Source organism: Streptosporangium sp. NPDC048886 (genome assembly GCF_055586905.1).
The window spans coordinates 1-26,332 of record NZ_JBVJHH010000078.1 but is presented as its reverse complement, the minus strand read 5'-3'; the positions used below and the strand labels follow the sequence as shown (position 1 = coordinate 26,332).

Genomic DNA, 26,332 nt, shown 5'->3' with positions numbered 1-26,332 from the left:
TCCTTCGACGTCCTCATCCACCTCCACGACGTCCGGGAGGCCGACAAGCTGAAGCCGTGACGGCCCGGCCCCGGCACGAGCCGCCCGACCTCTCCTGACCTGCGGGGAAGACCTTCCCGCTCCGGGAGCAGCTCTCCTCCGGCCGTTCAATCTCGGCGACGGTGAACACGGGATCCCGGTGGCGACGGCGCGGGAAACAAGGTCAAGGCAGGTCAGCGAACCCCTTCCAAGCCGTGCTCGAAGGTCCTCACCGATACCCTGACCTGCATATCCGTTGAAAATTTCGCCGATACCACCGGGACCCCAGGACAGCGGCACGACATGCCGCAGGCCGGCTTGCCGCGCCGCGTCGAGGACTCCGCCGCCCCCGGTGGCGACGGGGAACAGGAATGCCCGCTCGATGCCGGACAGTGCTTCCGGCAGGGTTTCCGCCCGAGTCAGGCCGCCGGGCACGACCTCGACGCCATCAGGGAAGAGGTTCTGGTCATGGCACGACCCTGACGCAGAACACAATCACCGCAGGTCAGATGTCGGAGGGGGGCGTCGGGGACGGCGGCCCCGGCCGCCTCGGGCGCTCACACAGAAGCGTCGCCGGAGCCATCCCTCCGCGCTCCGTGAAGATTGCACAGCAGGCCGATCTCGGCGACGTTCTTGGTCAGCTCGACGTTGACCCAGCCCGCGATGTTCACCAGCGTTTCGTGCTGTCCCCAGGGCAGTCCGGCGGTCCTGCCGGTGGAGTCGAGGTCGGCGTCGGTGAGCCGCAGCAGGCTCGCCCGCCAGCCGTCCTTCAGCCCGCGCAGCCAGTCGGCGGTGGCCGCGGCGGTGCCCGGCCAGGTGATCTCCTCGCGCGCGGGCGCTCCGGAGCCGAAGCAGTGGCCCAGGGTGGTCGTCCACCAGAAGCCGATGTGCCAGGTCAGCCAGCCGATCGAGACGGCCGGCGCGGGATCCGGTTCGGGTGTCTCCCAGTCGGCCACCCAGCGGTCCTGGCCGTCCGGCCGGACGGTCCAGCAGCCTGGTGCCGGTTCCCAGAGGCAGAGCGGATCGTCGAGGTCCTTCAGGTGATACTCGAACAGGGACCAGGCGATGTCGAGTTGTCGGATCAGAAGATCGACGCGGGTTGCGGTCATCCCCGGAGATTGTCATCGGCTCCGGCCGCCGTGCCACCGGTTTTCGCCGCGGCGGGCTTCTCCCGGCGGGCGGCCCAGGGCGGTCGCCGGGCCGGGCGCCGCCCCCCGGATTGGCCGGTGCGCCGGGGGACTCCGTTAGCCTGTGGGCACGATGAACCGTTTCACGACGTCAAGAGGTGAGTTCGACCTCGCCCGCTTCCCCGACGGCCCGCGTGACGCGCTCCGCGCCTGGGACGCCGCCGACGAATACCTGCTACGGCACCTGGCCGGGATCGACGGCGGGCCGACGGACCTGTCGGGCACCGTGGTCGTGGTGGGCGACCGGTGGGGCGCCCTGGTCACCGCCCTGGCCGATCACCGCCCCGTGCAGATCACCGATTCCTTCCTCACCCAGGAGGCGACCCGGGCCAATCTGGGGCGTAACGGGGTCGAGGCGGGCACGGTGCGGCTGCTGTCGACCAGGGACACGCCGCCGGAGCGGATCGACGTGCTGCTGATCCGGGTGCCCAAGAGCCTCGCGCTCCTGGAGGATCAGCTGCACCGCCTCGCGCCCGGTCTGCATGAGGGCACCGTCGTCGTCGGCACGGGGATGGTCACCGAGATCCACACCTCGACGCTGAAGCTGTTCGAGCAGATCCTCGGGCCGACCCGGACGTCGCTGGCGGCCAGGAAGGCGCGGCTGATCTTCTGCTCGCCGGATCCCGGGCTCGCCCGGTCCGCCAGCCCGTGGCCGCGAGACTACGCGCTGCCCGATGACGTGGGAGTGGTCTCGGGTCTGACCGTCACCAACCACGCGGGTGTCTTCTGCGCCGACCGCCTCGACATCGGCACCAGGTTCTTCCTGCAGAACCTGCCCCGGCGCCGTGGCCGTGCGCGGGTGGTGGACCTGGGCTGCGGCAACGGGGTGGTCGGGACGGCCGCGGCGCTGGCCGACCCCGGAGCCGAGGTGATGTTCATCGATGAGTCCTACCAGGCGGTGGCCTCGGCGGAGGCCACGTTCCGGGCGAACGTCGCCGCGGACGTCACGGCGTGGTTCGTGGTGGGGGACGGCCTGTCGGGGGTGCCTGCGGGGTCGGTGGACCTGGTGCTGAACAATCCGCCCTTCCACGCCCATCAGGCGACGACCGACGCGACGGCCTGGCGCATGTTCACCGGGTCGCGCACCGCGCTGCGCCGTGGCGGCGAGCTGTGGGTGATCGGCAACCGGCACCTCGGATACCACGTGAAGCTCCGGCGGCTCTTCGGCAACTGCGAGGTCGTCGCGAGCAACCCGAAGTTCGTCATCCTGCGGGCCGTCAGGAGCTGACAGGCCGGCCGGGCCCTGCCGACGTCCGGTCCGCGCCCTGCCGGCGCCCGGGCCGCGCCGCGAGCGGTGGGCGCGGGCCGTACGGCGGGGCGCGCCGGATCGTAATCGGGGCGTGGGATAATTCTGTGGTCAGGCGGCTCCGGCCTGTTCCCCCTCTGACTCTGCCGGGTGAAGGGCGAAAGGGGAGCAGGCATGGACATAACGCCCCAGGCGGTCGTCATTCCCAAGGAGACCGACCATCTCGAACAGGGCAAATACGGCCCCGTCTTCCCCAGGACCCCGGCGTGCTACGGGTTCACCATCATCGCGGACGTCAAGCCGGGGCGGGCCGAGGCGATCCGCAACTACGGTCACACGCTGGCCAAGGCGCTGGAGGGCGATCCGCACCTTCTCGCGCCGCTGAAGCTGCACTACCTGCGCTGGGTGCTCTTCGACGGCGACACGCGTTTCATGTATCAGGGGATCTTCGACACCGACTTCGACAAATACACCGAGGACGCCATCGCGCTGTTCACCCGGTCGGGGGTGAGCACGGCCTTCGAGAACCTCGAGGGCTTCCCCGAGGACTGGAGGACCAATCCCGAGGCGTTCGTCAAATTCGTCCGCGAGCATCACTGTCCTAGCTTCATCGAGTACGGCGAGTATCCGTACGTCACCGCCGACGAGATCAAGAAGGCTCTGCGGATCAAGAGCGCCCTGTCGGAGATGCTCGACCAACTGCAGTGAGATCGGGCCGCGGCCCGAGTGCTCCGCTGTCGACCGGGAGACGAGATGAGCGAGATGAACCAGTTGAGGACCGCACGCACCTACAACCAGGACCATGTGCCGCGCGAATACACCTCCGGCCGGCGACGGGTGAGCATCTACGTCTCGTGGAGCTATCCGGCCGAGGCCGGCAGGGACCCGGCCGAGCTCGACAACCGCTTCTCCACGATGACCGAGGTGCGGCGGACGAGCTGGCCCGCCTACGAGGACCCCAAGTGGTCCGACCCGCGGTGGTTCCAGCAGGGGGTGGCGGGGTCGCTGGAGCTGTTCTTCCGGGGCTGGACGCCGTTCCAGAACTTCGCCCTGGAGACCACCGGCCATCCCGTGCCCGTCTACCAGCGCGTCGACCACGCGGGTTTCCAGACCCCGCTGGACGAGCGGGTGCTGGCCGACACCGACACCCTGCTGTTGTTCGGGCTGGACCACATGGTCACCGGGCAGGAGCCCACCCCCGAGGAGATCGAGGCGGTGCGGGACTTCCTGGCCAGGGAGGGGACCTGTCTGGTCCTGGGGCCGCACCACGACGTCGGGGCGACGGACGACCTGGCCGTGCGCGACATGGAGCACCACCACCACGGTGACCCCCTGGTGCCCCGCCAGCAGCGGTTCGCCCGGTATCTCCGCACCCTGATGCGGGAGCTCGGCGTGCCCGTGGAGAACCGCTACGGCCTGCGCCCCGCGGTGCGGGAGCCCAAGAAGATCGCTCCGCTGTCCGTCGCCAGGGACCTGGACACCAGGGGGTGGCTGGAGGGGGTGACCACTCTCAACTTCCACATGCACCTGCCCCACTACGCCGTGACGACCGACGACCCCAAGGTCGTCCACGTGCTGGGCAGGCAGCCGATCGACCCGTCGCGGCCGCCGCACCCCTTCACCGAGGCGGGCAACACCGAGTTCAACATGGTCCTGTGGATGCCCCCGGGCGGGGAGCGGGCCGGTGACGTGCTGCTGGCCGACTCCACGGTCTTCAGCTCGCTGTTCGGCGGCGACGAGAGCCTGCGCGCCTTCTGGAGAAACATCGTCGCGTCGAAGTAGCGCGCCAGGGAGGTGAGTGCTCATGACCGGTCAGGCGCAAGCCGTACTCGAACTCGACGACATCCAGCGCGGGGTGCTCAGCCCTCGCCCGAGCCCGTATGCGGCGACCTACATCCTGTTCCGCATCGACGACCGCGCGCAGGGGCGGGAGCTGATGCGGCGCGTCGCCGCGGTGGTGACCTCGGCCGCCGACACGGTGAGCCCCCTGGGAGAGACCTGGGTCAGCGTCGCGCTCACCTACCACGGCCTCAGGGCACTGGGGGTGCCGCAGGAGTCGCTGGAGACGTTCGCCTGGGAGTTCCGGCAGGGAATGGCCGCGCGCGCCACGGCATTGGGCGACGTCGGCGAGAGCGCCCCCGCGAACTGGGAGGCGCCACTGGGCACGTCCGATGTCCACCTGGTGCTGGTGGCCCTCGCACCCGACAGCGCGCGCCTGGAGGCGGCCATCGACCGTGCCCGCCTGGCCTATCACGCGCTGCCCGGCGTGAGGGCGATCTGGCGGCAGGACTGCCACGCGCTGCCCACCGAGACCGAGCCCTTCGGTTACCGCGACGGCATCAGCCACCCGGCTGTCGAGGGCAGCGGCATCGCCGGGTCCAACAAGCTGGAGGAGCCGCTCAGGGCCGGGGAGTTCGTGCTCGGCTACCCCGACGAGCTCGGCGGCGTCCGGACTCTCCGGCCCGAGGTGCTGGGGCGCAACGGCAGTTACGCGGCCTTCCGGAAACTCCACCAGCGCGTCGGCGCCTTCCGCCGCTATCTGCGGGACAACGCCACCGATCCGGCGGACGAGGAACTGCTGGCGGCGAAGATCATGGGCCGCTGGCGCAGCGGCGCGCCCCTGGCGCTCAGCCCGGACCGCGACGATCCCGCCCTCGACGCCGACCCGTACCGTAACAGCTTCCTCTACCAGCAGGACGATCCGGCGGGGTTCATCACTCCCGGCGGCTGCCACATCCGCCGGGGCAACCCCCGCGACGCGGTGGTGGCGGGCGTGCCGAGACTGCACCGGATGATCAGACGCGGCACGGTCTACGGCCCGCCGCTGCCCGACGGCGTCCTGGAGGACGACGGGGCCGACCGGGGGTTGATGTTCGCCTTCATCGGCGCGCATCCGGGGCGGCAGTTCGAGTTCGTCCAGTCCGAGTGGATGAACGACGGCGTCTTCTTCGGCGCGGGCGACGCCAGGGATCCCGTCGTCGGATCCGGCGACGGTCCCGGTGACTTCACGATCCCCCGCAGGCCGCTGCGGCGACGCCTGCAAGGCCTGCCGCGGTTCGTGGTCACGCGCGGTGGAGAATACTGCTTCCTGCCCTCGCTGAGCGCCCTGCGCTGGCTCGGCGACCTCGGCGAATGACGCGCGGCGCCAGGCGCCGCCCGGACGCGGCCGTCGACGGGCCGGAGGCTTCATGACCGCGTTGCAGTCGCTGTTCAACGCGGTCACCGTGATCTTCATCGTGGCCACCATGTTCGCCGCCGGTCTCGCGACCACGCTGCCGGCGCTGCGCGCCGTCTTCACCGACCTCCCGCTGCTCCTGCTGGCGCTGCTGGCCAATCTGGTGGCCGTCCCGCTGCTCGGCTGGGGCATCGCCGCGCTGTTCGGCCTGCCCGCCGCGGGTTTCGTCGCCGTGGTCCTGGTCGCCTCGTCACCGGGCGGGCCGTTCGGGGCGAAGCTGAGCATGGTGCAGAAGGGGGACGTGGTCGCGGGCACGGCGATGCAGGTGCTGCTGGCCGCCGTGGGCAGCCTCGCCTTCGGCCCGACGAGCAGCGGCATCCTCGCCCTGGCCGAGGTCGGTGGGGGAGTCTCCCTCGACGTCGCGGCGCTGGTGCGGACCATGGCCATCCTGCAGCTCGTGCCGTTCGCCGTCGGGCTGACGGTGCACCGCTACGCGCGGTCCACGGCGCTTTCGTGGCACCCGGTCACCGCCGTGGTGTCGAACGTGACGTTCATGGTGGTGCTGGCGGGCATGCTCCTGGGCAGCTGGCACGACGTCGTCGCGCTGCTCGGCTCACGCACCCTGCTCGCCGGGGCCGTCCTGTCCGTCGTCGCGTTCGGCGTCGGCACACTACTGGCCACCGGAACGCCCACGCGCCGTACCACCATGGGAGGCATCGCGGCGGTGCGCAACGTGGGGCCTCCGCTGGCCGCCGTCGGGATCGCCTTCGGCGATGAGCAGGCCGTTCTGGGGGCGCTCGCCGCGGTGCTGATCAGCGGTCTGGCCGCGGCCCTGCCGGTCGCCGCGGTGCTCGGCCACGGTCGGGACGGCGGCACCGCCTGAGACGCGCGGTGCCGCCGGGGTGCCGGCCGCCGGAGCGCGAGGCGAGCGGTCCGAGGGGGGAGGGGCCCGCGGTGGTTCCGGACGGCGTCAGAGCAGGCGCTCCAGGAAGACCATGACCGTCATGACCGTGATGCCGGTGACGATCAGGTTGACGGACCAGCGTAGATTGCGGTGTTTGGTGCGCGCGATCCGGGCGATCCGCAGGGCGTCGGTGGCCAGGAACAGCTCGTAGTCGGCTGTCTCGGCGTTCATCCGTTCGATCAGGGCCTGGGGCGTGGGCTCCTCGGCGTAGGCGAGGATCCGCTGTCCGCCCTGTCCGGGGTTCGGCGGGCGGATGGTGATCAGGATCAGCAGGACCGCCGCGGACAGCAGGATCAGCGCCAGGATGACGCCGAAGCGCCCGACTCCCGGGAAGCGGGCCGGGCCGGTGAGGATGAGGGTGACCATCACACCGTAGGCGACGCCCGCCCACGACAGTAGAAGGCCGGCCCTCTTCTCGCTGGCGCTGATCAGCTCGGCGCGGGCCGCGGCGGTGGCGGCGTCGAGCCGGTCCCTGAGGAACGGGGACATGGACGCGTGCCGCGCGCCGCTGTCGTCTCCGGAGTGGCCGCTGGATGTAGCCGGTCGGTGGTTCATGGTGGGCGGGTCCTTTCCGTCGGGGCCGTGGGCCGGTGGAGCTGACCGGCGGCCGATGACATGCGAGGCAGCCGACGCTTCGGAAGTGGGCGGGTGTGAGTCCCACTACCTTCGACTGTAGGGGTGCGGCCAGGACGGAGCCGGAAAGGGCCGTCGGTGCCGCTCTCCGTGTCCTGCGGACCCTGAACGCGCGCCCCGCCAGGGCGCCCGGGAGCCTGCTGCCCCGCGCTGGACGGCGTCGCCGACGGCCGAGGACGTCTCCCGTGCCGGGGCGGCGGGTCCGGGCGCGGGCGCCCCTGGCCTTCGGCCGCGCCCGCCGCCCGGACGGATCCGGATCCTCACCCCCGGATCCGGCGGGAAGGTGACGGATCCGGGGGGAAGGTGAGCCGACCGCCGCTCCGTTACGTTCAAGAGGGCATGACGAAGATCTGGCGGATCCTCCTGGTGTCGGCGCTGCTGTCGCTCCCAGCCGTGACCGCGACGGAGCCGGCGCGGGCGGTGGCCACGCAGAGGCCGGCCATACAGAAGAAGGTGCTGGTGGAGCTCCGCCGGCAGGGCGGTTTCGCGGGGTTCGACGACCGGGTGATCGTATACACCAGCGGGTGTGCCCGGCTGAGCCGGCGGACGGGCCCGGTCGTGGACAAGTGCCTGACCAGGGGAGAGATGGGCGCGCTGCGCGGCCATCTGAAGCGCCTGCGCCTGGGGCGCTCCGAGGCGCGGCCGCAGGGGGCCGATTTCCTCGAATACACGATCGCCTACCGGGGGCGCCGGGTCAGCCGCTACACGCTGCCCGGCAGTTGGAGCCCGGTGGTGCGGCATCTGGAGAAGCTCCTGGACAAGTACTGGGCGCCGGACTGACCCGCGGCGCGGTGCCCGTCTCCCTCCGCCCGGCGGGCCGCCGGCGCGCCGGGCAGGACAGGGGTTGTGATCGACTCGCCCCCGGCCTACCTTGCACTGACCGGTCCGCGTGTCCGGCTGAGGATTCCACGGCGGAGGGAGCAGGCGATGGGACGGGCGATGACCAGGCCGGAGCGGGAGGCGTTCCTGGCCGAGGTGAGGGTCGGGGTGGTGAGCGTCGTCGCCGACGACGGCCATGGGCCGCTGGCGGTGCCGATGTGGTACGGCTACGCGCCCGGCGGTGAGGTGATGCTGATCACGCCGCGCGACAGCCGCAAGGCCCGGTTGATCCGCCTGGCCGGGCGCTACAGCCTGTGCGTGCAGGCGGCGGAGCCGCCCTACCGGTATGTGTCGGTGGAGGGGCCGGTCACCGCGATCGCCGAGTCGGTGACCGCCGACGAGCGCAGGGCCCTGGCCCGGCGGTATCTCGGCGAGGAGGAGGGCGATCGCTATGTCGGGTCGAGCGCCGGCGCGACCGCGCGGATGATCGGTATCCGGATGCGTCCGGAGCGCTGGCTCTCGGATGACCAGTCGTGACCGGACGCCGCCCCGGGGGACGCGCCGGACGGTCCTGAGCCGGTCACGGCGGAGGCCGTCAGGCGGCGCTGTGGCGCTGGAGCCCCCACCGCGCCACTGGCGGGCGCGCGTGCTACACGACGCCCGCGTAGACCCAGCGGCCGTCGAGGCGGACGAAACGGCTGTGTTCGTCAAGCTGCCCGGGACGTCCGCGATCAAGGTAGTGGGCGCGGAACCGGACCGTCCCCTCGGTGTGGAAGACGTTGCCGTCGGCGGTCTCCAGGACCTCCAGGCGGACCCAGCGCAGCTCCCTGTCGAGGTCGACGCGGGGCGGGCGGCCGGCGGGGTGCCAGGTGCGCAGCAGGTATGCCTCGTCGCCGACGGCGAAGGCGCTGAAACGGGACCGCATGAGCAGTTCGGCGGTGGCGGCCGAGCTTTCGCCCCGGTGGAAGCGGGCACAGCAGTCCTGGTAGGAGGCCGGCAGGCCGCAGTGGCAGCCGGCGGCGGGGACACGACGGGACATGCCCCCATTGTGCCCGAACGGACCCGGCGGATCGCCCGGCAGCCGCGACGGCGACGGAGCCGCCGCGACCCGCGGCGCCGGTGACGGCCTGATCGCCGTGAGCGTCAGGCCGGTGCCGATCTCCCCCGGACCGGCGGTCGCGATCTCGGCCCCGCCGGGTCCGCCGTCTCCTCGCCGCGGCAGAACCGGGCGAACGCCTCGGTCATCGCGCCTGCCAGCGCCGCCACCCCGGGTCCCGAACCGGTCAGCGGGCTCCCGTGGTTGCCGAAGTAGAGGGGTACGTCCACGAGGTGGCACGCGCCGAGCGCGATCCCGCCCCGGCTCATGGGCGAGCGATGGTCGCAGACCAGGTGCCGTGCGCGACCGCGGTGGGCCCGGACGACCTCCTCCGCCGGACGGTGGAAGATCTCCAGCGTGTCGAGGTCTCCCGAGCCGATCGCGGCGAACAGCCGCGCCTCCTCGGTCACCGTCGTCACCAGGAGCGGCACCGGCGCGGCGGCACCCGAGCGGATCGCGTCCAGGGGATGGGCGGTCAGCAGGTCGCCGTCGACCACCGGGGCGAGCGGCAGCAGCCCGCCCACGGGCGGTGCGGACCGGACGGCCGTCTCCTCGGCGGCCAGCAGGTCCGCGAGCGGGACCTCGGACGGATCGGCGCCGAGCGCGCGCCGGGCCGCCGCGGTCCAGGCGTCCGCCTCGTCGCCGGTGGCGAAGCCGTAGGGCACCGGGCTCATCGCCACGGCCCGGGCGAACAGGCCGGGCGCGCCGGTCAGCAGGGCCAGGACGCTGGTGCCGCCCGCCGAATGGCCGCCGAGGGTCACTTCGGCGGGGTCCCCGCCGAACGCCGCGATGTGGTCGCGCACCCACTCCAGTGCGGCGATCTGATCGCGCAGGGCGAGGTTGGCCGGTACGGCGTCGCCGTACCAGAACCCGGACAGGCCGAGCCGGTAGTTCACGGTCACGACGACGAGCCCGTGATCGCGGGCGAGCGCGGCTCCGTCGTACATCCGCTGCGTGCCGGAGCCGAACACGAACGCGCCGCCGTGCAGGAACACGAGCACCGGGCGCCGCCCCTCGCACGAGGGCGTCCAGATGTTGAGGAACAGGCAGTCCTCGCGGCCCGCCGCGGGATCGATCTCGAGGCCGGGCACCCACCCCATCCGCCCCGGCCGTTGCGGGGCCGGCGCGCCCGGCGCGACGGCGTCCTCGACCCCCTGCCAGGGGAGGGCGGGGGAGGGGGCGGTGAACCGGCGGGCGGGGGCGGCGTAGCGCACCCCCTTGAAGGCGCGGACCCCGGCGGAGCGGACGCCGCGCAGCGTCCCCAGGGCCGTGTGCGCGAGGGTCACGCGCCCAGTCCCAGGAATCGTGCCGCGTTGCCGCCGAGGACGGCGGCCCGGCCGGCCTCCCCGAGGTCCGGGCAGTCGCGGACGGTCGCGCCCGGCTCCTGCTCGCCCAGCGGGAAGGGGAAGTCGGTGCCGAGCATGACCCGCTCGACGCCCATCACCTCGACGAGCAGGCGCAGCGCCCGCGGGTCGAACACCGCCGAGTCGACGTAGAAGCGGTCGGTGTAGGCCGAGGGGGGCCTGGGCGAGTCCTTCCTGACGATGTCGCGGTTGTGCCAGGCGTTGTCCGCACGGCCGAGGAGGAAGGCGAAGCTGCCCCCTCCGTGGCAGAAGCACAGGCGCAGGGACGCGGGCAGCTTCTCGAACGCGCCGGAGAGCATCAGCGACAGGATGCCGAGCTGGGTCTCCGCGGCCATGCCGACCAGCCACGGCAGCATGTACCCGGCCATGCGGTCGGCGCCGAGCATGTCCCACGGGTGCACGAGCACCGGCATGTCCTCGCGGGCGCAGTGGGCCAGGAACTCGATGATCTGCGGGTCGTCGAGGTTGCGCGGGCCGACGTGGTTGCCGATGTGCACCCCGCGGTGGCCCGCGGCCTTGGCCCTGGTGACCGCCGCGACAGCCAGGTCGAGGTCCTGCAGCGGGACCTGGCACAGGGGCAGCAGGCGGGCGGGGTCCTGGGCGCAGTGGGCGAGGATGCGCTCGTTGACCAGCTCGCACCAGTCGGCCGCGCGGTCCGCCTCCGCCGCGTAGCCGAACAGCAGCGGTGTCGAGGAGACCGCCTGCACGTCCACCCCGGCGCGGTCCATCGCCGAAAGGCGCGCCTGCGCGTCCCACAGCTCGGGGGTGACCGGACGGTAGTCGTCCTCGCCGCTCATCATCATGCCGTCGCGCAGCCAGGGTTCGCCCGCGCCGGCGAGGATCCGGCTCTCCTGCCGGGAGATGCGCGGGAAGACGTGGGCGTGAACGTCGATCACCATTACTCGATCACCGGTCGCAGGTGTGCCGGCCATTCCTTGCCGGGGTGCGTCGTCCCGCAGTGCGGGCAGGTGCGGTCGCCGTCGTAGAACGCCTGGAAGACGGGAGGCAGGTCCTCGACGATCGATTCGAGCTGCAGCTCGGCCCGGCGGACCAGGTGGTGGCAGCTCACGCAGTACCACTCGAAGGCGTCCAGCTCGCCTCGCGGGCGGGCGTACTCCACGACCATGCCGATCGAGCCGGGCACCGGCCGCTGCGGGGAGTGCCGGACATGCGGCGGCAGCAGGAAGACGTCGCCCTCCTTGATCCGCACGTCGACGGGAGCTCTGCCCTCCTCCTCCAGCACGCGCAGCACCATGTCGCCTTTGAGCTGGTAGAAGAACTCCTCGATCGGGTCGTCGTGGAAGTCGGTGCGCTGGTTGGGGCCGCCGACGACGGTGACCATCAGGTCGGCCTCCTTCCAGATCTGCACGTTGCCGACGGGCGGCCTGAGCAGGTCCTGATGCTCGTCGATCCACCGATGGAGGTTGAACGGCGGGATCATGCTGGGCTCCTTCGCGGGAGGTGACCGGCAACGCCCCCGCCCGACCCCCGAGGCCGGGTGAACACAGCGGGGAGGACGTCCCCCGCCGCCGGCGAGGCGCCGTTGGCATGGTGCGCGGGCTTCATGGCCGCAATTGTGCGGAGGCGCCGGGATAACAGTCCAATACTGTCTTGTGGGTTCAGTATGCAATTTCTGTCATATGTCGTTTTCGGCATATGACATGCGCGGATCGGTATTCGTCTTGGCATACCGCCAGCATGCATCCTCGTCCGTACCCCCCGATCGGAAGGTACGGATGATGGGCACAGACAACAGCCGGGCCGCGCGCCGCGTCTCATGGGCGGCCTTCATCGGCACGACCATTGAGTGGTATGACTTCTTCCTGTACGGCACGGCCGCCGCGCTCGTGTTCAACAAGCAGTTCTTCCCGGCGATGGATCCGGTGGCGGGCTCCATCGCGGCGTTCGGCACCATGGCCGTGGGCTTCCTCGCCCGCCCGCTCGGCGGCATCGTCTTCGGCCACTTCGGCGACCGGATCGGGCGCCGGAACACCCTCGTGGTCTCTCTGCTGATCATGGGGATCGGGACCACGCTGATCGGCCTGCTCCCCGCCTATTCGAGCATCGGCGTATGGGCCGCCGTCCTGCTCATCGTGATGCGCATCGCCCAGGGCATCGGCCTCGGCGGCGAGCTGGGCGGAGCCGTGGTGCTGACCATGGAGCACGCGCCGAAGGGCCGCCGCGCCCTCTACGGCGCCTTCCCCATGATGGGCACACCGGCGGGCATGCTCTGCGCCAACCTCGTCTTCCTCGGCACCTCCTCGCTGCTCAGCGAGGAGAGCTTCATGTCCTGGGGCTGGCGGGTGCCGTTCCTGCTCAGCGTCGTGCTGGTGGTGGTCGGGCTGTACCTGCGGCTGCGCATCGAGGAGAGCCCCGACTACGAGAACCTCGTCGAGCGCCGCCGGCCGGTGAAGCTGCCGATCGCGGTGGTGCTGCGTGACCACTGGCGCCAGGTCCTGCACACGATCGCGGTGGTCATCGCCAACAGCGCGCTCGCCTACATCTTCATGGTCTACATCCTCAGCTACGGCGTGGCGGCGGCGGGCCTGTCGCGCACCTTCCTGCTGACCTGCGTGATCGGCGGCGCCGCCACGTGGCTGGCCACCGCGCCGCTGTGGGGGCACCTCGGCGACCGGCTGGGCCTGCGGGCGGTCTTCGTGTGGGGTTCGGTGATCCTGCTGGTGGGAGCCATGGCGATCTTCCCGGCCGTCGACACGGGGAACCCGGTCCTCGTCGCCGTGTTCATGGTGGCGATGGGCGCCGTGCTGTCGATGACCCACGCCCCCCAGGGCACGCTCACGGCGAGCTTCTTCCCGGTGGCCATCCGGTACTCCGGCACCTCCGCCGCCTACCAGCTGGCCGCGATGCTGGGCGGGGGCATCACGCCGCTGGTCGCGGCGTCACTTTACGCCGCGACCGGGAGCTCGCTGTCCATCACCGGATACCTGGCCGCCGTGGCCGTCATCAGCCTGGTCGCGGCCCTGGTGATCCCGCGCAACGACGCCGAGCGCCTGGGCGACCTTCCCGCAGCGCCAGCCGATATAACGAAATAAGCAGGAAACTTCGGTTCATATACTGTTTCAGTGATATCTCGCCCCCTGGACCTGCTGAGCGGCCGGCTCAAGCTCAAGCACCTGGTGCTCGTGACGGCCATCGCCGAGCAGGGCAGCATCCTGCGCGCCGCCGAGCACCTCCGCCTGGCGCAGCCGGCCGTGACGCGGGGGCTGCGGGAGGTGGAGCGGATCCTCGGGGTGGAGCTGTTCTCGCGCGGGCCCCGCGGCGTCACCCCCACTGTCTTCGGCGAGGCCTTCATCGACCACGCGCGAGCCGTGCAGGCGGAGCTGCGCAGGGCCGGCGACCGGATCGCCGGCCTCGCCGACGGCGAGGCCGGCACCGTCACCGTCGGCACCCTGCTGACCGCGACCAACGTGCTGCTGCCCCGCTCCATCGCCTCACTGAAGGCCGAGCGCCCGGGCGTCACCGTGATCGTCCGGGAGGGCACCTTCGACTCGCTCGTCCCCCGCCTGGTCGACGGGGAGACCGACCTGATCCTGGGCCGGCTCAACCCGATCGAGGACCGGCCGGGCCTGCGCCAGATCCCCCTCTACAACGAGCCCGTCCTGCTGGTGGCCCGCGCCGGCCACCCCGCCGAGCAGGCCCGTGCGCTGCCGGAGCTGCTCGGCTACCCGTGGATCCTCCCGCTCGAGCAGACCTCGCTGAGGCAGGAGCTGGAGCAGGTGTTCCACCGCCAGGGGCTGGCATTGCCCGGCAACCGGGTCGAATGCACATCCATCCTGACGATCCGCTCCCTGCTCCTCGAAACCGACATGATCGCCGCCCTTCCGGCGCTGTTCGTCAGCACCGACAGCCGGCTGGTGGAGCTGCCGGTGCCGCTCGCGTCCGTGCGGCGCTCGGTCGGCGTGACGCTGCCCGAGGCCCGCGCGCTCCCGCCCGCGGGCCGGGCCATGCTCTCTCATCTGCAGCAACAGGCAGAGAGACTCCGGCAGGAACAGGCGGGAAGACTCCGGCAGGGACTACCCGCCGACCCGGGCCAGGGCGGCTGACCCGCCGCCATCCGGGGAATGCGGGACATCGTCGGCCGCTGACCGGCTACCGCGGGCCGGAGGGAGTGTCGCTCCACGGAACCACGCTCGGTCGCCGTGTGCCAGGGGCGCGTCGGCGCCCCTGGCGAGGTGCCGCCCGTCAGACCGGGCGGCGCTCTTCTTCATAGGTGATGTCGTATCTGCCGGAGATGAGGTTGAGCTGGGCCGGGTCGAGTCTTCCGCCGCTGCTGATCCGGCTCCTGGCCTCGATCATGTCCTCGACGAAGCACTCCCAGCCGCCTGGGGAGGAGAGCTGGAGCACCCGGGGCGGTCGGCCCGCACCGGGGCGCAGGGCGTGGGGGACACCGTGGGGGAGCAGGACGAACTGTCCCCGGGTGACGGTGTGCGTCCGGTCGTCGAAGTCGACGACGAGCTCTCCTTCCAGCACGTAGATGCTCTCATCGGCGATGTGGTGGACGTGGCGCGGGATCTCCTGTGCCACGACCACTTCCAGCAGGGAGAAGCGGCCTTCGGTGTCGGTGCTCCCGGCCTTGACCGAGAACGCGGGCGGGATCGGGATGCGGCCCGGACGCGCCTGGCCGGCGTCGAGCATGATGAAGCGGTCTTTGGACATGGTGTTCCGATCCGAGGAGTTGGAAGGGGCTAGCGGGTCTGGCGCACTCCGCGGCGCCAGACGTCGGTGATGGAGCCGGTGGCGGTGATGTCCCGGGTGGGGTCGCCTTCGACCAGCACCAGGTCCGCGCGGAGACCGGGGGCGATCCGGCCGCGGTCGGTCAGGCCGAAGTGGTGTGCCGGGACGCTGGTCGCGGCGGCGAGCGCCTCTTCGGCGCTGAGCCCGGCTTCGGTGAGCAGTCGCAGCTCGCGGTGCATGCCGGTGCCGTGGGCGGGCACGAACGGGGTGGCGTCGGTCCCGGCGAGCAGGGGCACGCCGGCTCGGTGCAGGGCCCGCAGCGCGCCGACGGCGTTGGCGGAGCTGCCGGGACGGGCGCAGTCGGCGGTCTCCAGGTGTTGAGCGGTGATCGCCTCGAAGTAGGCGAGCGTGGTCACGACGGAGACGCCCTGGGCGCGGACCCGCTCGGCCAGCCGCTGCGAGGCCGGGTCGTCCGGCGCGAGGTCGGTCCACACGTGGGCCAGGCCGTCGACGCCGGCGTCGAGCGCGATCTCCGCCTCGGACGCGGTGATCGCATGGGCGATGACCCTCAGCCCGGCGTCGTGTGCCGCCGCGACGAGAGCGGCGGCGGTCTCCGGCGTCATGACCGGAAGGTCGGCGCCGTGCACCGTGCCGTCGTCGATGACGATCTTGAGATAGTCGGCTCCCTCGGCCAGCCGGGCCTGGACGAAGGCCGGCGCCTGCGCGGGGTCGGAGACGGAGTCGATCGTCGCCGCGTCGAGGCCGTCGAGGAGGGTGCCCACCAGGGCCGTCAGCAGTTGGGTCGGGTGTCCGCCGGGTGCGGTGGCCAGGGTGCCCGCGCTGCGAAGATCGGCCACGTCGTCGTTCTCGGCGGCCAGTCGCCGCTGCTCCGCGAGGATCTGCGGGAGGCAGAACATGTCGAGTTCGGTGGTGACCCCGTACCGCAGTGCCTGGGCCAGGCTGCCGTCGAACACGTGCGTGTGCGCGTCGATCAGCCCGGGCAGAAGCGTCCTGCCCGTCCCGTCGACCTCGACCTCGACGTCGGCCGGGCGACCCGCACCGGTGCCGACCACGGCGATCAGATCGTCCTCGATCACCACGTCGGCCGTCGCGATGGTCCGCTCGCCGTCGAACACCCTGACGTCGCGGATCAGTGTGCGCATCGAAGATCTCCTTCATGGGTCGTGAATCCTCGGACGCCACCAAAGAGGGACGCCGGCGGCCGGCTGTGACATCGCCCCGAAGGCCGTGGCATGGATCACATCTCAGCCGTTCATGTCACACTCCCGACGTGACGGGTCTCTTCGGCCGCGACAGATGAGGAGGTACGCCGTGACATCGACCCCACCGCACGCGACCGGCGCCGCCATCGAGCGGGCCGTCACCGAGCAGTTCCTCGGCTATCGCGAACTGCTGTTCTCGGTGGTCTACAACATGCTCGGCAGCGTCGCCGACACCGAGGACGCGCTGCAGGAGGTGTGGTTGGCCTGGTCCACCCGGCACCGCAGGCCGGACGCCGGACCGATCGAGAACGCCCGGGCCTACCTGGTGCGGATCGCGGTGAACCAGGCGCTCGCCCGTCGCGCGGACATGAGCCGCCGGCAGGAGACCTACGTCGGCCCCTGGCTGCCGGAACCGCTGGTCACCGCCGAGGACAACGTCACCGGCACCGCCGAGCGCGCCGAATCGTTGTCGATGGCGATGCTGGTGGTGCTGGAAACCCTGTCGCCGCTGGAACGGGCGGTGTTCGTGCTACACGAGGTGTTCGGCTTCGGCCATCCGGAGATCGCGGGCATCCTCGGCCGTACGCCGGCGGCGGTCCGCCAGCTCGCCGCCCGCGCGCGCCGCCACGTTCACGCGCGCCGCCCCCGTCACCGGACCGAGCCGGACATCCACGCCCAGGTCACCGAGCGGTTCGCGGCGGCCGCCCTCGGCGGCGACCTGAAGGCACTGCTGGAGGTGCTGGCACCGGAGGTGACACTGTGGACTGACGGCGGCGGCAAGGGACCCGCCACCAGCATGCGGCCCGTGCACGGCCGCGACCAGGTGGCCGCGCTGTTCGTGTCGGTCGCCACGGCGCTGCCCGCAGCCGGGCTGGACATCCGCTACCGGCGGGTGGCCGGCGACCCGTGCGCGCTCGTCTTCTCCGGCGACAGCCCGCTCGCCGTGGTCGTCGTGGATCTCACGCCCGGCGGTGACCGGATCGCCGGCATCTACTCGGTCACCAATCCCGACAAACTCACCGGGATCCGCTGAACACAGCGTCCTATGGTCCTCTGGCCGGCACAGCGCGGCCGCTCCCTCCGGCCGATCGATCAGGATGCGGCCGGGACCCGGCCGAAGAGCCGGCCGGCGGGTAGTCGGGGGGGGCATGCCGGCGTCCGAGGTCTGGCGGATCTCCGGCTTGATCCCGACCTCGAGCGTGAGCTGGAGCCCGTCGGTGGCGATGTCGAGGTTCATGGCGTCGATCTCCTCGTAGCGGCCGACGACCTCCCGCGCCCGCGCTCCGTCGTATTCGAAATCCCTGTCAGCGGGACGGGGACACCAGGCCCGCGTCGTAGGCCATGATGACCAGCTGTATCCGGTCGCGGGCATCGAGCTTCGTGAGCAGGCTGGCCACGTGCGCCTTGGCGGTGCCCGGGCTGATGTGCAGTCGGGCCGCGATCTCGGCGTTGGACAGACCGCGCCCGACCAGGGTCAGCACCTCACGTTCCCGCCTGGTGACGCTCGCGAGCTCGCGCGGCTCAGGGGCGGGGGCGGGGCGGCGGGCGAAGTCCTCGATGAGGCGGCGGGTGACGCCGGGCGCGATCAGGGCGTCGCCGGCGGCGACGACGCGGACGGCGGACAGGATGTCCTCCAGCGCCATGTCCTTGACGAGGAACCCGCTCGCCCCGGCACGGAGCGAGGCGTGGACGTTGTCGTCGTCGTCGAACGTGGTCAGCATGATCACGTGGGTGGCGGGGGACTCGGCGATGATGGTCTGGGTGGCCTCGATGCCGTCCATGCCGGGCATGCGGATGTCCATCACCACCACGTCGGGACACAGCCGCCTGGTGAGCTGGACGGCCTGGGCTCCGGTCCCGGCCTCCGCGACGACTTCGACGTCGGGGGCGGTGTCGATGACCATGCGCAGGCCGGCGCGGATCAGCGGCTGGTCGTCGGCGAGCACGACGCGGATCGTCACCGGGGCCTCACCGGGCCGGCCTCCGTCCGTGCCCGGACGGTCGCATGTCCGGTCGAGGTCGCGAGCGGCAGGCGAGCGGTGACGCGGAAGCCGCCCTCGGGCCGGGGGCCTGCGCTGAAGTCGCCGCTCAGCAGGGCTACCCGCTCTCGCATGCCGGCGATGCCGTGCCCGCTCCCCTCGAGCGGGGAGGCGAGGGTGACGGCGCCGCGTCCGTCGTCGACGACCTCGATGCGCAGGTCCTCGTCCCCGTAGCCGATCATGACCTGGCAGCGGCCTGTTCCCGCGTGACGCAGCACGTTGGTCACCGATTCCTGGATGATGCGGAAGGCAGAGCGGTCGACGGCGGCGGGCAGCGGGCGTGGCCGCCCGTGTCTGCGCACGTCCACGCGGACGCCGGCGGCCGTGGTCATCTCGGCCAGCCGGTCGACGTCGGCCAGCCCCGCGGCAGGGGCCGGCTCGGGCGGTGCTCCAAGACGCTCGCGTTCGGTATCGCGGAGCACGCCGAGCATGTGCCGCAGTCCTCTCAGCGTCTGCCTGCTGGTGGCCTCGATCGCGTCCAGCGCCTGGCGTGCCTGCTCCGGCCGCTGGTCGATCACGCGGGCGCCCGCGCCGGCCTGGATGGCGATGATGCCGATGCTGTGCGCGACCGTGTCGTGCAGCTCGCGGGCGATGCGCAGCCGCTCGTCCGTGATCGCCCGGACTTCGGCGTGCGCGCGCAGCGCCTGGTCGTACGCGCGCCGCTGCCGGACGACCAGCCCGGCCATGCAGGCGACCAGGACACCCAGACCGAGCAGGACCGACAGCGCCAGGAAGCCGGACGCCCAGCCGCGCAGGCCGTGGCGTAGCAGGTCCACCTGCCAGACCGTCTCCTGGACGGCCAGCGTGACGGCGGCCGCGGCCAGGCCCGCGCGGCGCGGCCGGAGCGCGGTGAGCAGACCGACCAGGACGTCGGCCGCCAGGAAGAGCGGCCAGATCCGCTGCGCCGGCTGCCCCAGCGCCGCCGCCACGACGATTTCCGTCAGCGACACCGCGAGTATCACGCCGGGCCATCGCCGCGCCCAGGCCAGGGGGACGGCCATGGCGACGGCGCAAGCGGCGTGGATGGTCCCCACGGGGAGCAGGCTCTCGCCGTCGATCAGCGTCATGGCGTACAGCGGCGGCACCAGGGCCGCCAGGCCGCACCAGGTGAGCAGGGCCCGCGTACCACGGGGCAACCGTGACCAAAGGGGCGGTCTGGGCGTTTTGTCGCGCACTCGGTTGATCGTAGTCATCCGCTTCCGGCCGGGCATCGGCCGGCGGGCGTATGCCCGCGGGCCACCCCCGCGCCGCGGAAACCGGCCCGTGGCCGGATCCGGCGCGCCTGTGATCTGCGACAGCGTTGGCGACCGTGATCGAAGTCAACGAACTGACCAAGCGCTACGGCGCGGTGACGGCGGTGAACGACCTGACGTTCACCGTACGGCCCGGGCACGTCACCGGGTTCCTCGGCCCCAACGGCGCCGGCAAGAGCACCACCATGCGCATGATCCTCGGCCTGAACCGACCCACCAGCGGAAGCGCCACCGTTGACGGCCACCCGTTCGGCCGCCACAAGGCCGGACTGCGGCACGCCGGCGCGCTGCTGGACGCCGGCGATGTCCACGGCGGCCGTACCGCCGCCGCCCATCTTCACGCGCTGGCCCGCGGCAACGGCCTGTCCCGCCGCAGAGTGGCCGAGGTGCTGGAGGAGGTGGGGCTGGCCGGGGTGGCGCGCCGCCGGATCGCCGGGTTCTCCCTCGGCATGCGCCAGCGGCTCGGCATCGCCGCCGCCCTGCTGGGTGACCCGCCCGTGCTGCTGTTCGACGAGCCGGTCAACGGCCTGGACCCCGAAGGCGTGCGCTGGGTACGCGGCCTGTTCCGCCGTCTGGCCGCCGAAGGCCGCACCGTGCTGGTCTCCAGCCATCTGATGAGTGAGATGGAGAACACCGCCGACCACCTCGTCGTCATCGGCCGCGGCGAGTTGATCGCCGCGGAGGCCCTGGCCGCGTTCGCCGCCCGCGGCGCCGGCGCCTCCGTCACCGTACGCACGCCCGATCCCGGCGCGCTGGCCGCCGTCCTCACCCCGGAGGGCGCGGCCGTGCGGCCGGAGGACGGCCGGGCCCTGACCGTGACCGGACTGAGCGCCGCCCGCATCGGCGAGCTGGCCCATCAGCACCGGATCATGCTGCACGAGCTCGCCCCGCGCACCGCCTCGCTGGAGCAGGCGTTCATGGAGCTGACCGCCGACCGCGCGGACTACCGGGCCGACTCTCGCGCGGACTCCCGAGCGGACTCCCGGGCCGGTGACCGGCGGTGACCGCCCCCCGATTCCGCGACCTGCTGGCCGCCGAGTGGATCAAACTCTGTTCCCTGCGCTCGACCTTCTGGCTGGTCGGCCTGGGCACGCTGGCCATCGTCGGGTTCGCCGCCCAGAACAGCCTCGATGCCTACCGCGGCTGGCCGGACTTCACGGCGATGGAGAGGGCCCGGTTCAACCCCCTCAACGAGACGTTCAGCGGCCTCTCCGCTTCCCTGCTCGTGATCGGCGCCGGCAGCCTGGGCGCCCTGACGGTCGTCGGCGAGTACGCCACCGGCCTGATCCGCACCACCCTCACCGCCGTCCCGGCCCGCCACCGCGTCGTGGCCGCCAAGCTTTCCGTCGTGGCCGCCGGCACGCTCGTGACCGGCGCGCTCATCTCGGCGGGCACGTTCGGTGTCAGCCAGGCCATCCTGTCCGGCCGCGGCGTCGCCGTCTCGCTCGGCGACCCCGGCGTGCTGCGCGTCCTGGCCGCCAACGCACTGCTCGCACCGGTGTCCGCGCTGGCCGGCATGGGGATCGGCGCGCTGGTACGGCACACCGCCGCCGCCGTCGTCACGGTCTGCGCCGTGCTGGTCATCGTGCCGACCTTCTTGCGGCCCACCGTCCACCAATGGGCCAACGAGCTGTACGCCCTGGTCCCCTTCTACGTCTGGCGCACCTGCCTGGGTCTGCCCCAACTCCGGGACGACCCGGCCCTGCCCACGGTGGCCGACTCGTGGGCCACCTTCACACTCTGGCCCCTGGCCGCCGCTCTCTTGACCCTGATCGTCATACGTCGCCGCGACGTATGACCACCCCGACGAGGAGAAATCCCATGACGACACGGACCACTCGGGCCCGCCTGCTGGCCGCCGCCCTGACGGCCTGCCTCACCCTGCCCGCCGTGGCCTGCGCCACGACGGCCGCCTCGGCGTCCGGACAGCCCACCCCCGCTCCCGCCGCCACGGCCGCCGTCCGGCTGGAGCTCCCCCGCCCGACCGGACCGGACCCGGTCGGCCGCGACATCCTCCATCTGGTCGACGACAGCCGCAAGGACCCGTGGGTACCGGAATCGGGCCCCCGCCGGCTCATGATCTCGATGTACTACCCCGCCCGCTCCGCCACCGGCGGCCCCGCCCCCTACATGACCACCGCGGAGGCCGCCTCACTGCTGCGACGCAAGGCTCCGGGTATCCGACTGCCCGCCGAGACCGTCAGCGCCACCCGCACCCACGCCCACACCGGCGCCTCCGCCAAGCCCGGCCGCCACCCGCTGGTGGTGCTCTCTCCCGGCCTCGGCCTCCCGCGCGCCAGCCTCACCTTCCTGGCCGAGGACCTGGCCAGCCGCGGCTACGTCGTCGCGCTGGTCGACCATGCCTACGAATCCTCCGGCACGACCCTCCCCGACGGCCGGACCATCACCTGCGCTCCGCTGTGCGACCGGCCCAAGCCTCCCGAAGGCGGGCAGGCGGCCATCACCAAGAACCGGAGCGAGGACATCAGCTTCGTCATCGACGAGCTGACCGGCCGGCACCCCGCCTGGCGGAAGGCCCGCATGATCGCTTCCAAGCGGATCGGCATGGCAGGTCACTCTCTCGGCGGCGACGCCGGCGCCGCCACCATGGTGGCCGACAGGCGCGTGCGGGCCGGGGTGAATCTGGACGGGACCTTCCATCCCGTCCCCGCACTCCACCGCCCTTTCCTGCTGCTGGGCAGTCAGGCCGACCACGTCCCCGGCGAGGACCACACCTGGGACGAGGGCTGGGCGAAGATGAGTGGCTGGAAGCGATGGCTCACCGTGGCCGGGACCGACCACCTCAGCTTCACCGACCTGTCCATCCTGCAGAAAGCGGTCGGCATGTCGGGCCCGGACGCTCTGTCGCCGCAGCGCTCGCTGGAGATCACCCGTACCTATGTCGCCGCCTTCTTCGACCTGCATCTGAAGGGCAGGGAGCAGCCACTGCTCAACGGCCCGTCACCGGCCGACCCCGAGGTCGCCTTCCACAACCCCTGACCCCGCGGCCGGCCTCGGGGACCGGCCGGGGATCTCGCTCCGAGCCGGTCAGGCCCCCTCCCCGCCCCGGTGCCGGGTACGCGCCGAGGGCGGGGCCGTACGCGCGGCCATGGATCGATCGTGGTCGCGGTCCCGGAAGCGGATCCGGCGGCCTGTACGGCGCCGCCCTGCGGGATCTCGGAAGCCGGGACCGGGAGTCACTTCCGATCTTCCCGCAGGGCACAACTGTGCTTGACGCACTCAGGTCACGTTTCGACCCGCCGGTGGTGACCCGTCGCGGTGGTGGTCAGCTCCTGGGAGTAGCCCGGTGGACGGGGCCCCGCCAGGCATAGGTGATGTCCTTCTCCTGTCCGACAACCCGGTCCGTCTCGTCGTAGGCGGTCACGGTGACCGAAGGGGTGCTGAGGATTTCCATGGGTTCGCCCAATGCGTCCACGCCGCCTTCAGGATCCGAGACCGATTTCCCCAGTACCCGCCCGACGAAGAAGCCGTTGGCCACCTGCGCGTCGGTGCGCCGCCCGTCCGCCCAGTCGATCTCCACCCGCCGCACGCCGGATGCGACGCGCCCGGCCACGACCCGGTAGGAGCCGCCGCTTTGGTCGTCGTCCCGCATGGCGTGCGAGTCCGTCTGCACCTCATAGGCATCCACGGTGAGGTTTCCGGACAGACCGGCCGCCAGATCACCCGGAGGCTTGTAGCCCCAATAGGTGAACACCGCGCGCTCGGCGAACGCCTCGTACTTCTGCGGCGTGCAGAAGACGAACCCGGCGGTGCTGCCGACGAGTGCCGTCGCCCCCACCGTGTCCCGGTACTCCACCAGCACGCGGAAGTCCTCGGCCCGTCCGTGTTCGGGCATCCGCTTCTTGCCGTCCATGCCGTGCACCGGGCCTCCCATGGGCATGCAGTCGCGTACCGCCCGCAGCTGCTCGGGGGTGTTCTGCGGCAGTTCGGAGACCTGCACGGCGATGTTCGGGCCTCCGGGTGAGGAGGTCGCGACGAGTACGCCGGTCACGGAAGCCGCGGCGACCAGGATTCCGGTGAGCGACCACGACAGCCGGCGGCGCCTCGAGGCTCTGGTGGCCGCTCGGGAGGCGTAGGCGAGCGCGTTGACCGGCTGGGCCTCGCCCGCGATCAGCCGCAGTTCCTCGGCGATCTTCTGCTCGTTGACGGTCATGTCAGGCCTCCAGGGTGATGGGTTCGCCGACCAGCTCGCGGAGCCGGACGATCGCCTGATGGGTCTGGCTGCGCACGGTTCCCACCGAGCAGCCCATGATCTTCGCGACCTCCGATTCGGAAAGGTCCTCGTAGTAGCGCAGCACCAGTACCGCGCGTTTGCGCACCGGCAGGGTGCGCAGCGCCTGTTGCAGGGTGAGGCGGGTCTCGACCTCGCCGGTGCGGTCGGCGACCACCTGCTCGGGGGGTGCCTGGACCACCCGTTCGCGGCCCCAGCGGGGACTTCGCCAGCGGCCGACCTGCTCGTGGTACATCACCCGCCGCACGTAGGCCTCGGGATTGCCGCGAATTTTCCGCCAATGGCCGGCGGTCTTCATCAGCGCTGTCTGCAGCAGATCCTCGGCGGCGTGCTGGTCGTTGGTCAGGACGTAGGCGAGCCTGATCAGGTTGTCCGATCGGCTGGCTACGAATTCGGCGAATTCGCGTTGTTGGTCGGGATGCAAGGCTCTCCTCGGGTCTCATCCGCTTAGATGCGGCCGAGGCCGTGCATCTATGGCGTACCGCCGGCGATTGGTCGGGGCCCTCACAAGCGGTCGGGGCGTGCGGTGGGTGCGGGGACCGGATGGGCGGCGGATGAGCCGGTGACAGCTGGGTCACCCGCGAGAGCCGCTTTCTCCTGCTTGATCATCGGAAGCCTCTCAAGATCACCAAAAGTTGACAGATCAGCACGCGGATCGCTGCCGCCGGCCGGTGACGGAGCAGGATGTTGATCACCCAGGACGGCCCGGAGCGGGTGGGGTGTGATGAAGGGAAGCCGGCAGTGTCGAAAAGCCGTCTCGGCAGCTCATTGGCGGGCGCCGTCAGCTTGGTCGCGGCGATGGCGGTGGTGGCGCCGCCCGCCCGGCCGGCACGTGTGCCGCCTCCACCGCCTGTCCCACCACGGTGACGTTCACGGTGACCGCCCCGAACGGGCTGACGATCACTGTGCCCGACGGCCCGGTCACGGTCTCCGACCAGCGCGCCGCGCTCACCGCGACGTGGACGGCGTCGGTGATCGCGGCCCCGGGCGGCTTCACCACCGGCGGCGGCACGGCCGCGGAGACCATCCCGAACACCGCGCTGCGCTACTGGTCCGGTCCGGCCACCGCGACGACCGGCACCGGCACCTTCGTCCCCGGGCAGGTGAACGCGGCGGCCGCGCAGTCGCTGGACGTCTCGCGCACCGCCTTCAGCAAGACGACCGGGTCCGGCAACAACTCCGCCACCTGGAACCCGACCATCGTGATCAACATCCCCGCCCAGGCGGTGGCGGGCACCTACACCGGCACGATCAACCACTCCGTGGCCTAGGACGGCGACGGGCCGGGGCGTGGCCGCCGCGCTCCACGTCCACCGGGGTGCCGTCAAGAAACGCGTCACCGGCTTCAGATCAGCGAGAAAACGCAGGTCATCGGCTTGCCGGAGGGGCCATGACGGGCCCGGCGAGCCGATGCCTCCACCCAGGGCAACCCCGTCTGGCCTGTGAAGCGTCGCCGTCGGGGCTGGTGACGCGTTCCTCGTCGGCCCCCGGCGCCCCGTCCCCACAGATCCGGCTCGGGGGGGCGGGCTTCTTCTTCGATCTTGGTTTCGCAGCCCGAAGGATCACGCGATGGCCGTCTTCGTTTTCCAGCGCCACGCTTACTGCCAGCGAAAATTCGTACACCACATCCGTGTACGCGCCCCAGGTTCAACAGCGCCACCCGGGGTAACGGGGCGGATAAGAAACTTCAGGATAAACCTGACGCCGCATTACGCGATGTCTGCCGCGAGTGCCCCACCCCGTCGGCGCCAGGAAGGACCCGAGCCCGCCCCGGCCCCGGAGCCGGTGACCGTGTCCGCCGTGATGCCACGCCCCGGCCGGAGCACCGACGGCCGGCGAGCCAAGGCCCGTCCGGAATGCCGCCAGGCCCTGACCGGGCAGACCTCCGCCAGCCCCGGAGAGATCGCTTGTGCCACCACCGTGGCGGTCGCCACGGCCTGGTGGAGCGTGACCATCGGCGACGGCCGTGCTCTCGACACCGGATGAACTACCGTGGTCGGCCATGAGGGTTCTCATCACCGGCGGCAGCGGGTTCCTCGGCGGCGAGCTCGTGCGTCAGGCCCTGGCAGCGGGTCATGAGGTCGTCGCGACCTACCTGACCCGGCCGGGGGAGGCCGCCGGCACCGACTGGCGGCCCCTCGACCTCCGCCGCCGCCAGGACGTCACCGCCCTGATCGGCGCCTGGCGGCCGGAGGCGGTCATCAACGCCGCGTTCCGCCAGGCGGACTGGACGGTCACGGCCGACGGCGCCGCGCACGTGGCTCTCGCCGCCTCGGCCACCGGCGCTCACCTGGTCCACGTCTCCAGCGACGCGGTCTTCTCCGGCGCCCGGATCCGTTACGACGAGACCTGCGCCCCCGACCCGATC

28 protein-coding genes are annotated in these 26,332 nt (G+C 71.7%); 16 read left to right on the top strand and 12 right to left on the bottom strand.

The features are described from left to right. Window positions 1-575: 575 nt before the first annotated feature. Entirely contained in the window at window positions 576-1,127 is a 552-nt protein-coding gene (locus ACZ6R6_RS47635) for a DinB family protein (protein WP_470103962.1), read from the bottom strand. A 151-nt stretch (window positions 1,128-1,278) separates the two neighbouring features. Between ACZ6R6_RS47635 and ACZ6R6_RS47630 the strand changes: the two genes are divergently transcribed. From ACZ6R6_RS47630 to ACZ6R6_RS47610, 5 genes are all read left to right on the top strand, one after another. After that, window positions 1,279-2,433, top strand: a complete 1,155-nt coding sequence (locus ACZ6R6_RS47630; RefSeq protein ID WP_470103960.1) for a methyltransferase — start codon at window positions 1,279-1,281, stop codon at window positions 2,431-2,433. Window positions 2,434-2,625: 192 nt separating this feature from the next. Then, window positions 2,626-3,159: a hypothetical protein gene (locus ACZ6R6_RS47625; RefSeq protein WP_470103959.1), complete on the top strand. Its 534-nt coding sequence runs from the start codon at window positions 2,626-2,628 to the stop codon at window positions 3,157-3,159. Window positions 3,160-3,204: 45 nt separating this feature from the next. Further along, window positions 3,205-4,233, top strand: coding sequence for a hypothetical protein (locus tag ACZ6R6_RS47620; RefSeq protein ID WP_470103958.1), 1,029 nt, complete (start codon window positions 3,205-3,207; stop codon window positions 4,231-4,233). Window positions 4,234-4,255: 22 nt separating this feature from the next. Continuing rightward, window positions 4,256-5,587 carry a Dyp-type peroxidase gene (locus ACZ6R6_RS47615; protein ID WP_470103956.1) on the top strand — a complete coding sequence of 444 codons (1,332 nt, stop codon included), beginning with the start codon at window positions 4,256-4,258 and terminating at the stop codon, window positions 5,585-5,587. Between the two features lie 52 nt (window positions 5,588-5,639). Beyond that, complete coding sequence (locus tag ACZ6R6_RS47610; RefSeq protein ID WP_470103954.1) at window positions 5,640-6,509, top strand: bile acid:sodium symporter; 870 nt, start codon at window positions 5,640-5,642, stop codon at window positions 6,507-6,509. 87 nt (window positions 6,510-6,596) lie between these two features. Here ACZ6R6_RS47610 and ACZ6R6_RS47605 read toward each other — a convergent pair whose 3' ends face one another. Then, a complete protein-coding gene (locus ACZ6R6_RS47605) occupies window positions 6,597-7,145 on the bottom strand; it encodes a Pycsar system effector family protein (RefSeq protein WP_470103953.1) in 549 nt (182 codons plus the stop codon). Window positions 7,146-7,562: 417 nt separating this feature from the next. Between ACZ6R6_RS47605 and ACZ6R6_RS47600 the strand changes: the two genes are divergently transcribed. Both ACZ6R6_RS47600 and ACZ6R6_RS47595 read left to right on the top strand, forming a co-directional pair. Beyond that, window positions 7,563-8,003 (top strand): hypothetical protein, encoded by a 441-nt coding sequence (locus tag ACZ6R6_RS47600; RefSeq protein WP_470103952.1) that lies wholly within the window; start codon window positions 7,563-7,565, stop codon window positions 8,001-8,003. Window positions 8,004-8,150: 147 nt separating this feature from the next. Continuing rightward, a complete protein-coding gene (locus ACZ6R6_RS47595) occupies window positions 8,151-8,579 on the top strand; it encodes a pyridoxamine 5'-phosphate oxidase family protein (protein WP_470103950.1) in 429 nt (142 codons plus the stop codon). A gap of 112 nt (window positions 8,580-8,691) precedes the next feature. Here the strand turns inward: ACZ6R6_RS47595 and ACZ6R6_RS47590 are convergent, their stop codons facing one another. The 4 genes from ACZ6R6_RS47590 to ACZ6R6_RS47575 form a co-directional block, all read right to left on the bottom strand. After that, window positions 8,692-9,081 (bottom strand): YchJ family protein, encoded by a 390-nt coding sequence (locus ACZ6R6_RS47590; protein ID WP_470103948.1) that lies wholly within the window; start codon window positions 9,079-9,081, stop codon window positions 8,692-8,694. A 104-nt stretch (window positions 9,082-9,185) separates the two neighbouring features. Next, a complete protein-coding gene (locus tag ACZ6R6_RS47585; protein ID WP_470103946.1) occupies window positions 9,186-10,424 on the bottom strand; it encodes a carboxylesterase/lipase family protein in 1,239 nt (412 codons plus the stop codon). After that, on the bottom strand, window positions 10,421-11,401 hold the full coding sequence (locus tag ACZ6R6_RS47580; protein WP_470103944.1) for an amidohydrolase family protein: 981 nt from the start codon (window positions 11,399-11,401) through the stop codon (window positions 10,421-10,423). The genes ACZ6R6_RS47585 and ACZ6R6_RS47580 overlap by 4 nt, the downstream gene beginning before the upstream one ends. After that, window positions 11,401-11,943, bottom strand: coding sequence for a 3-hydroxyanthranilate 3,4-dioxygenase (locus tag ACZ6R6_RS47575; RefSeq protein ID WP_470103942.1), 543 nt, complete (start codon window positions 11,941-11,943; stop codon window positions 11,401-11,403). The genes ACZ6R6_RS47580 and ACZ6R6_RS47575 overlap by 1 nt, the downstream gene beginning before the upstream one ends. 295 nt (window positions 11,944-12,238) lie before the next feature. Between ACZ6R6_RS47575 and ACZ6R6_RS47570 the strand changes: the two genes are divergently transcribed. After that, window positions 12,239-13,555: an MFS transporter gene (locus tag ACZ6R6_RS47570; protein WP_470103941.1), complete on the top strand. Its 1,317-nt coding sequence runs from the start codon at window positions 12,239-12,241 to the stop codon at window positions 13,553-13,555. Between the two features lie 30 nt (window positions 13,556-13,585). Next, complete coding sequence (locus tag ACZ6R6_RS47565) at window positions 13,586-14,566, top strand: LysR substrate-binding domain-containing protein (RefSeq protein WP_470103940.1); 981 nt, start codon at window positions 13,586-13,588, stop codon at window positions 14,564-14,566. A 139-nt stretch (window positions 14,567-14,705) separates the two neighbouring features. On the opposite strand, the gene ACZ6R6_RS47560 is transcribed toward ACZ6R6_RS47565, so the two are convergent. Beyond that, the gene (locus ACZ6R6_RS47560) at window positions 14,706-15,179 is read right to left on the bottom strand and encodes a cupin domain-containing protein (protein WP_470103939.1); all 474 of its coding nucleotides are present in this window, start codon (window positions 15,177-15,179) and stop codon (window positions 14,706-14,708) included. Between the two features lie 29 nt (window positions 15,180-15,208). Then, entirely contained in the window at window positions 15,209-16,360 is a 1,152-nt protein-coding gene (locus tag ACZ6R6_RS47555) for an amidohydrolase family protein (RefSeq protein WP_470103938.1), read from the bottom strand. Between the two features lie 169 nt (window positions 16,361-16,529). Between ACZ6R6_RS47555 and sigJ the strand changes: the two genes are divergently transcribed. Then, on the top strand, window positions 16,530-17,453 hold the full coding sequence (gene sigJ, locus ACZ6R6_RS47550; protein WP_470103937.1) for an RNA polymerase sigma factor SigJ: 924 nt from the start codon (window positions 16,530-16,532) through the stop codon (window positions 17,451-17,453). 271 nt (window positions 17,454-17,724) lie between these two features. On the opposite strand, the gene ACZ6R6_RS47545 is transcribed toward sigJ, so the two are convergent. Both ACZ6R6_RS47545 and ACZ6R6_RS47540 read right to left on the bottom strand, forming a co-directional pair. Then, complete coding sequence (locus ACZ6R6_RS47545) at window positions 17,725-18,381, bottom strand: response regulator (protein ID WP_470103936.1); 657 nt, start codon at window positions 18,379-18,381, stop codon at window positions 17,725-17,727. Beyond that, entirely contained in the window at window positions 18,378-19,634 is a 1,257-nt protein-coding gene (locus ACZ6R6_RS47540; RefSeq protein ID WP_470103935.1) for a sensor histidine kinase, read from the bottom strand. The genes ACZ6R6_RS47545 and ACZ6R6_RS47540 overlap by 4 nt, the downstream gene beginning before the upstream one ends. Window positions 19,635-19,768: 134 nt before the next feature. On the opposite strand from ACZ6R6_RS47540, the gene ACZ6R6_RS47535 reads away from it, so the two are divergent. The 3 genes from ACZ6R6_RS47535 to ACZ6R6_RS47525 are packed head-to-tail and all read left to right on the top strand — an operon-like array spanning window position 19,769 to window position 22,712. Continuing rightward, complete coding sequence (locus ACZ6R6_RS47535) at window positions 19,769-20,716, top strand: ATP-binding cassette domain-containing protein (protein ID WP_470103934.1); 948 nt, start codon at window positions 19,769-19,771, stop codon at window positions 20,714-20,716. After that, window positions 20,713-21,510, top strand: coding sequence for a hypothetical protein (locus ACZ6R6_RS47530; RefSeq protein WP_470103933.1), 798 nt, complete (start codon window positions 20,713-20,715; stop codon window positions 21,508-21,510). Before ACZ6R6_RS47535 ends, ACZ6R6_RS47530 begins: the two co-directional genes overlap by 4 nt. 23 nt (window positions 21,511-21,533) lie before the next feature. Further along, entirely contained in the window at window positions 21,534-22,712 is a 1,179-nt protein-coding gene (locus ACZ6R6_RS47525) for an alpha/beta hydrolase family protein (protein ID WP_470103931.1), read from the top strand. Between the two features lie 286 nt (window positions 22,713-22,998). Here ACZ6R6_RS47525 and ACZ6R6_RS47520 read toward each other — a convergent pair whose 3' ends face one another. Both ACZ6R6_RS47520 and ACZ6R6_RS47515 read right to left on the bottom strand, forming a co-directional pair. After that, a complete protein-coding gene (locus ACZ6R6_RS47520; protein ID WP_470103930.1) occupies window positions 22,999-23,886 on the bottom strand; it encodes a hypothetical protein in 888 nt (295 codons plus the stop codon). Between the two features lies 1 nt (window position 23,887). Then, on the bottom strand, window positions 23,888-24,388 hold the full coding sequence (locus ACZ6R6_RS47515) for a SigE family RNA polymerase sigma factor (RefSeq protein WP_470103929.1): 501 nt from the start codon (window positions 24,386-24,388) through the stop codon (window positions 23,888-23,890). Window positions 24,389-24,839: 451 nt separating this feature from the next. Between ACZ6R6_RS47515 and ACZ6R6_RS47510 the strand changes: the two genes are divergently transcribed. The 3 genes from ACZ6R6_RS47510 to ACZ6R6_RS47500 all read left to right on the top strand — a co-directional run. Continuing rightward, window positions 24,840-25,235, top strand: coding sequence for a hypothetical protein (locus ACZ6R6_RS47510; protein WP_470103928.1), 396 nt, complete (start codon window positions 24,840-24,842; stop codon window positions 25,233-25,235). A 529-nt stretch (window positions 25,236-25,764) separates the two neighbouring features. Further along, window positions 25,765-25,950, top strand: coding sequence for a hypothetical protein (locus tag ACZ6R6_RS47505; RefSeq protein ID WP_470103927.1), 186 nt, complete (start codon window positions 25,765-25,767; stop codon window positions 25,948-25,950). Between the two features lie 16 nt (window positions 25,951-25,966). After that, the coding region (locus tag ACZ6R6_RS47500; RefSeq protein WP_470103926.1) for a sugar nucleotide-binding protein at window positions 25,967-26,332 on the top strand (366 nt) is incomplete at its 3' end.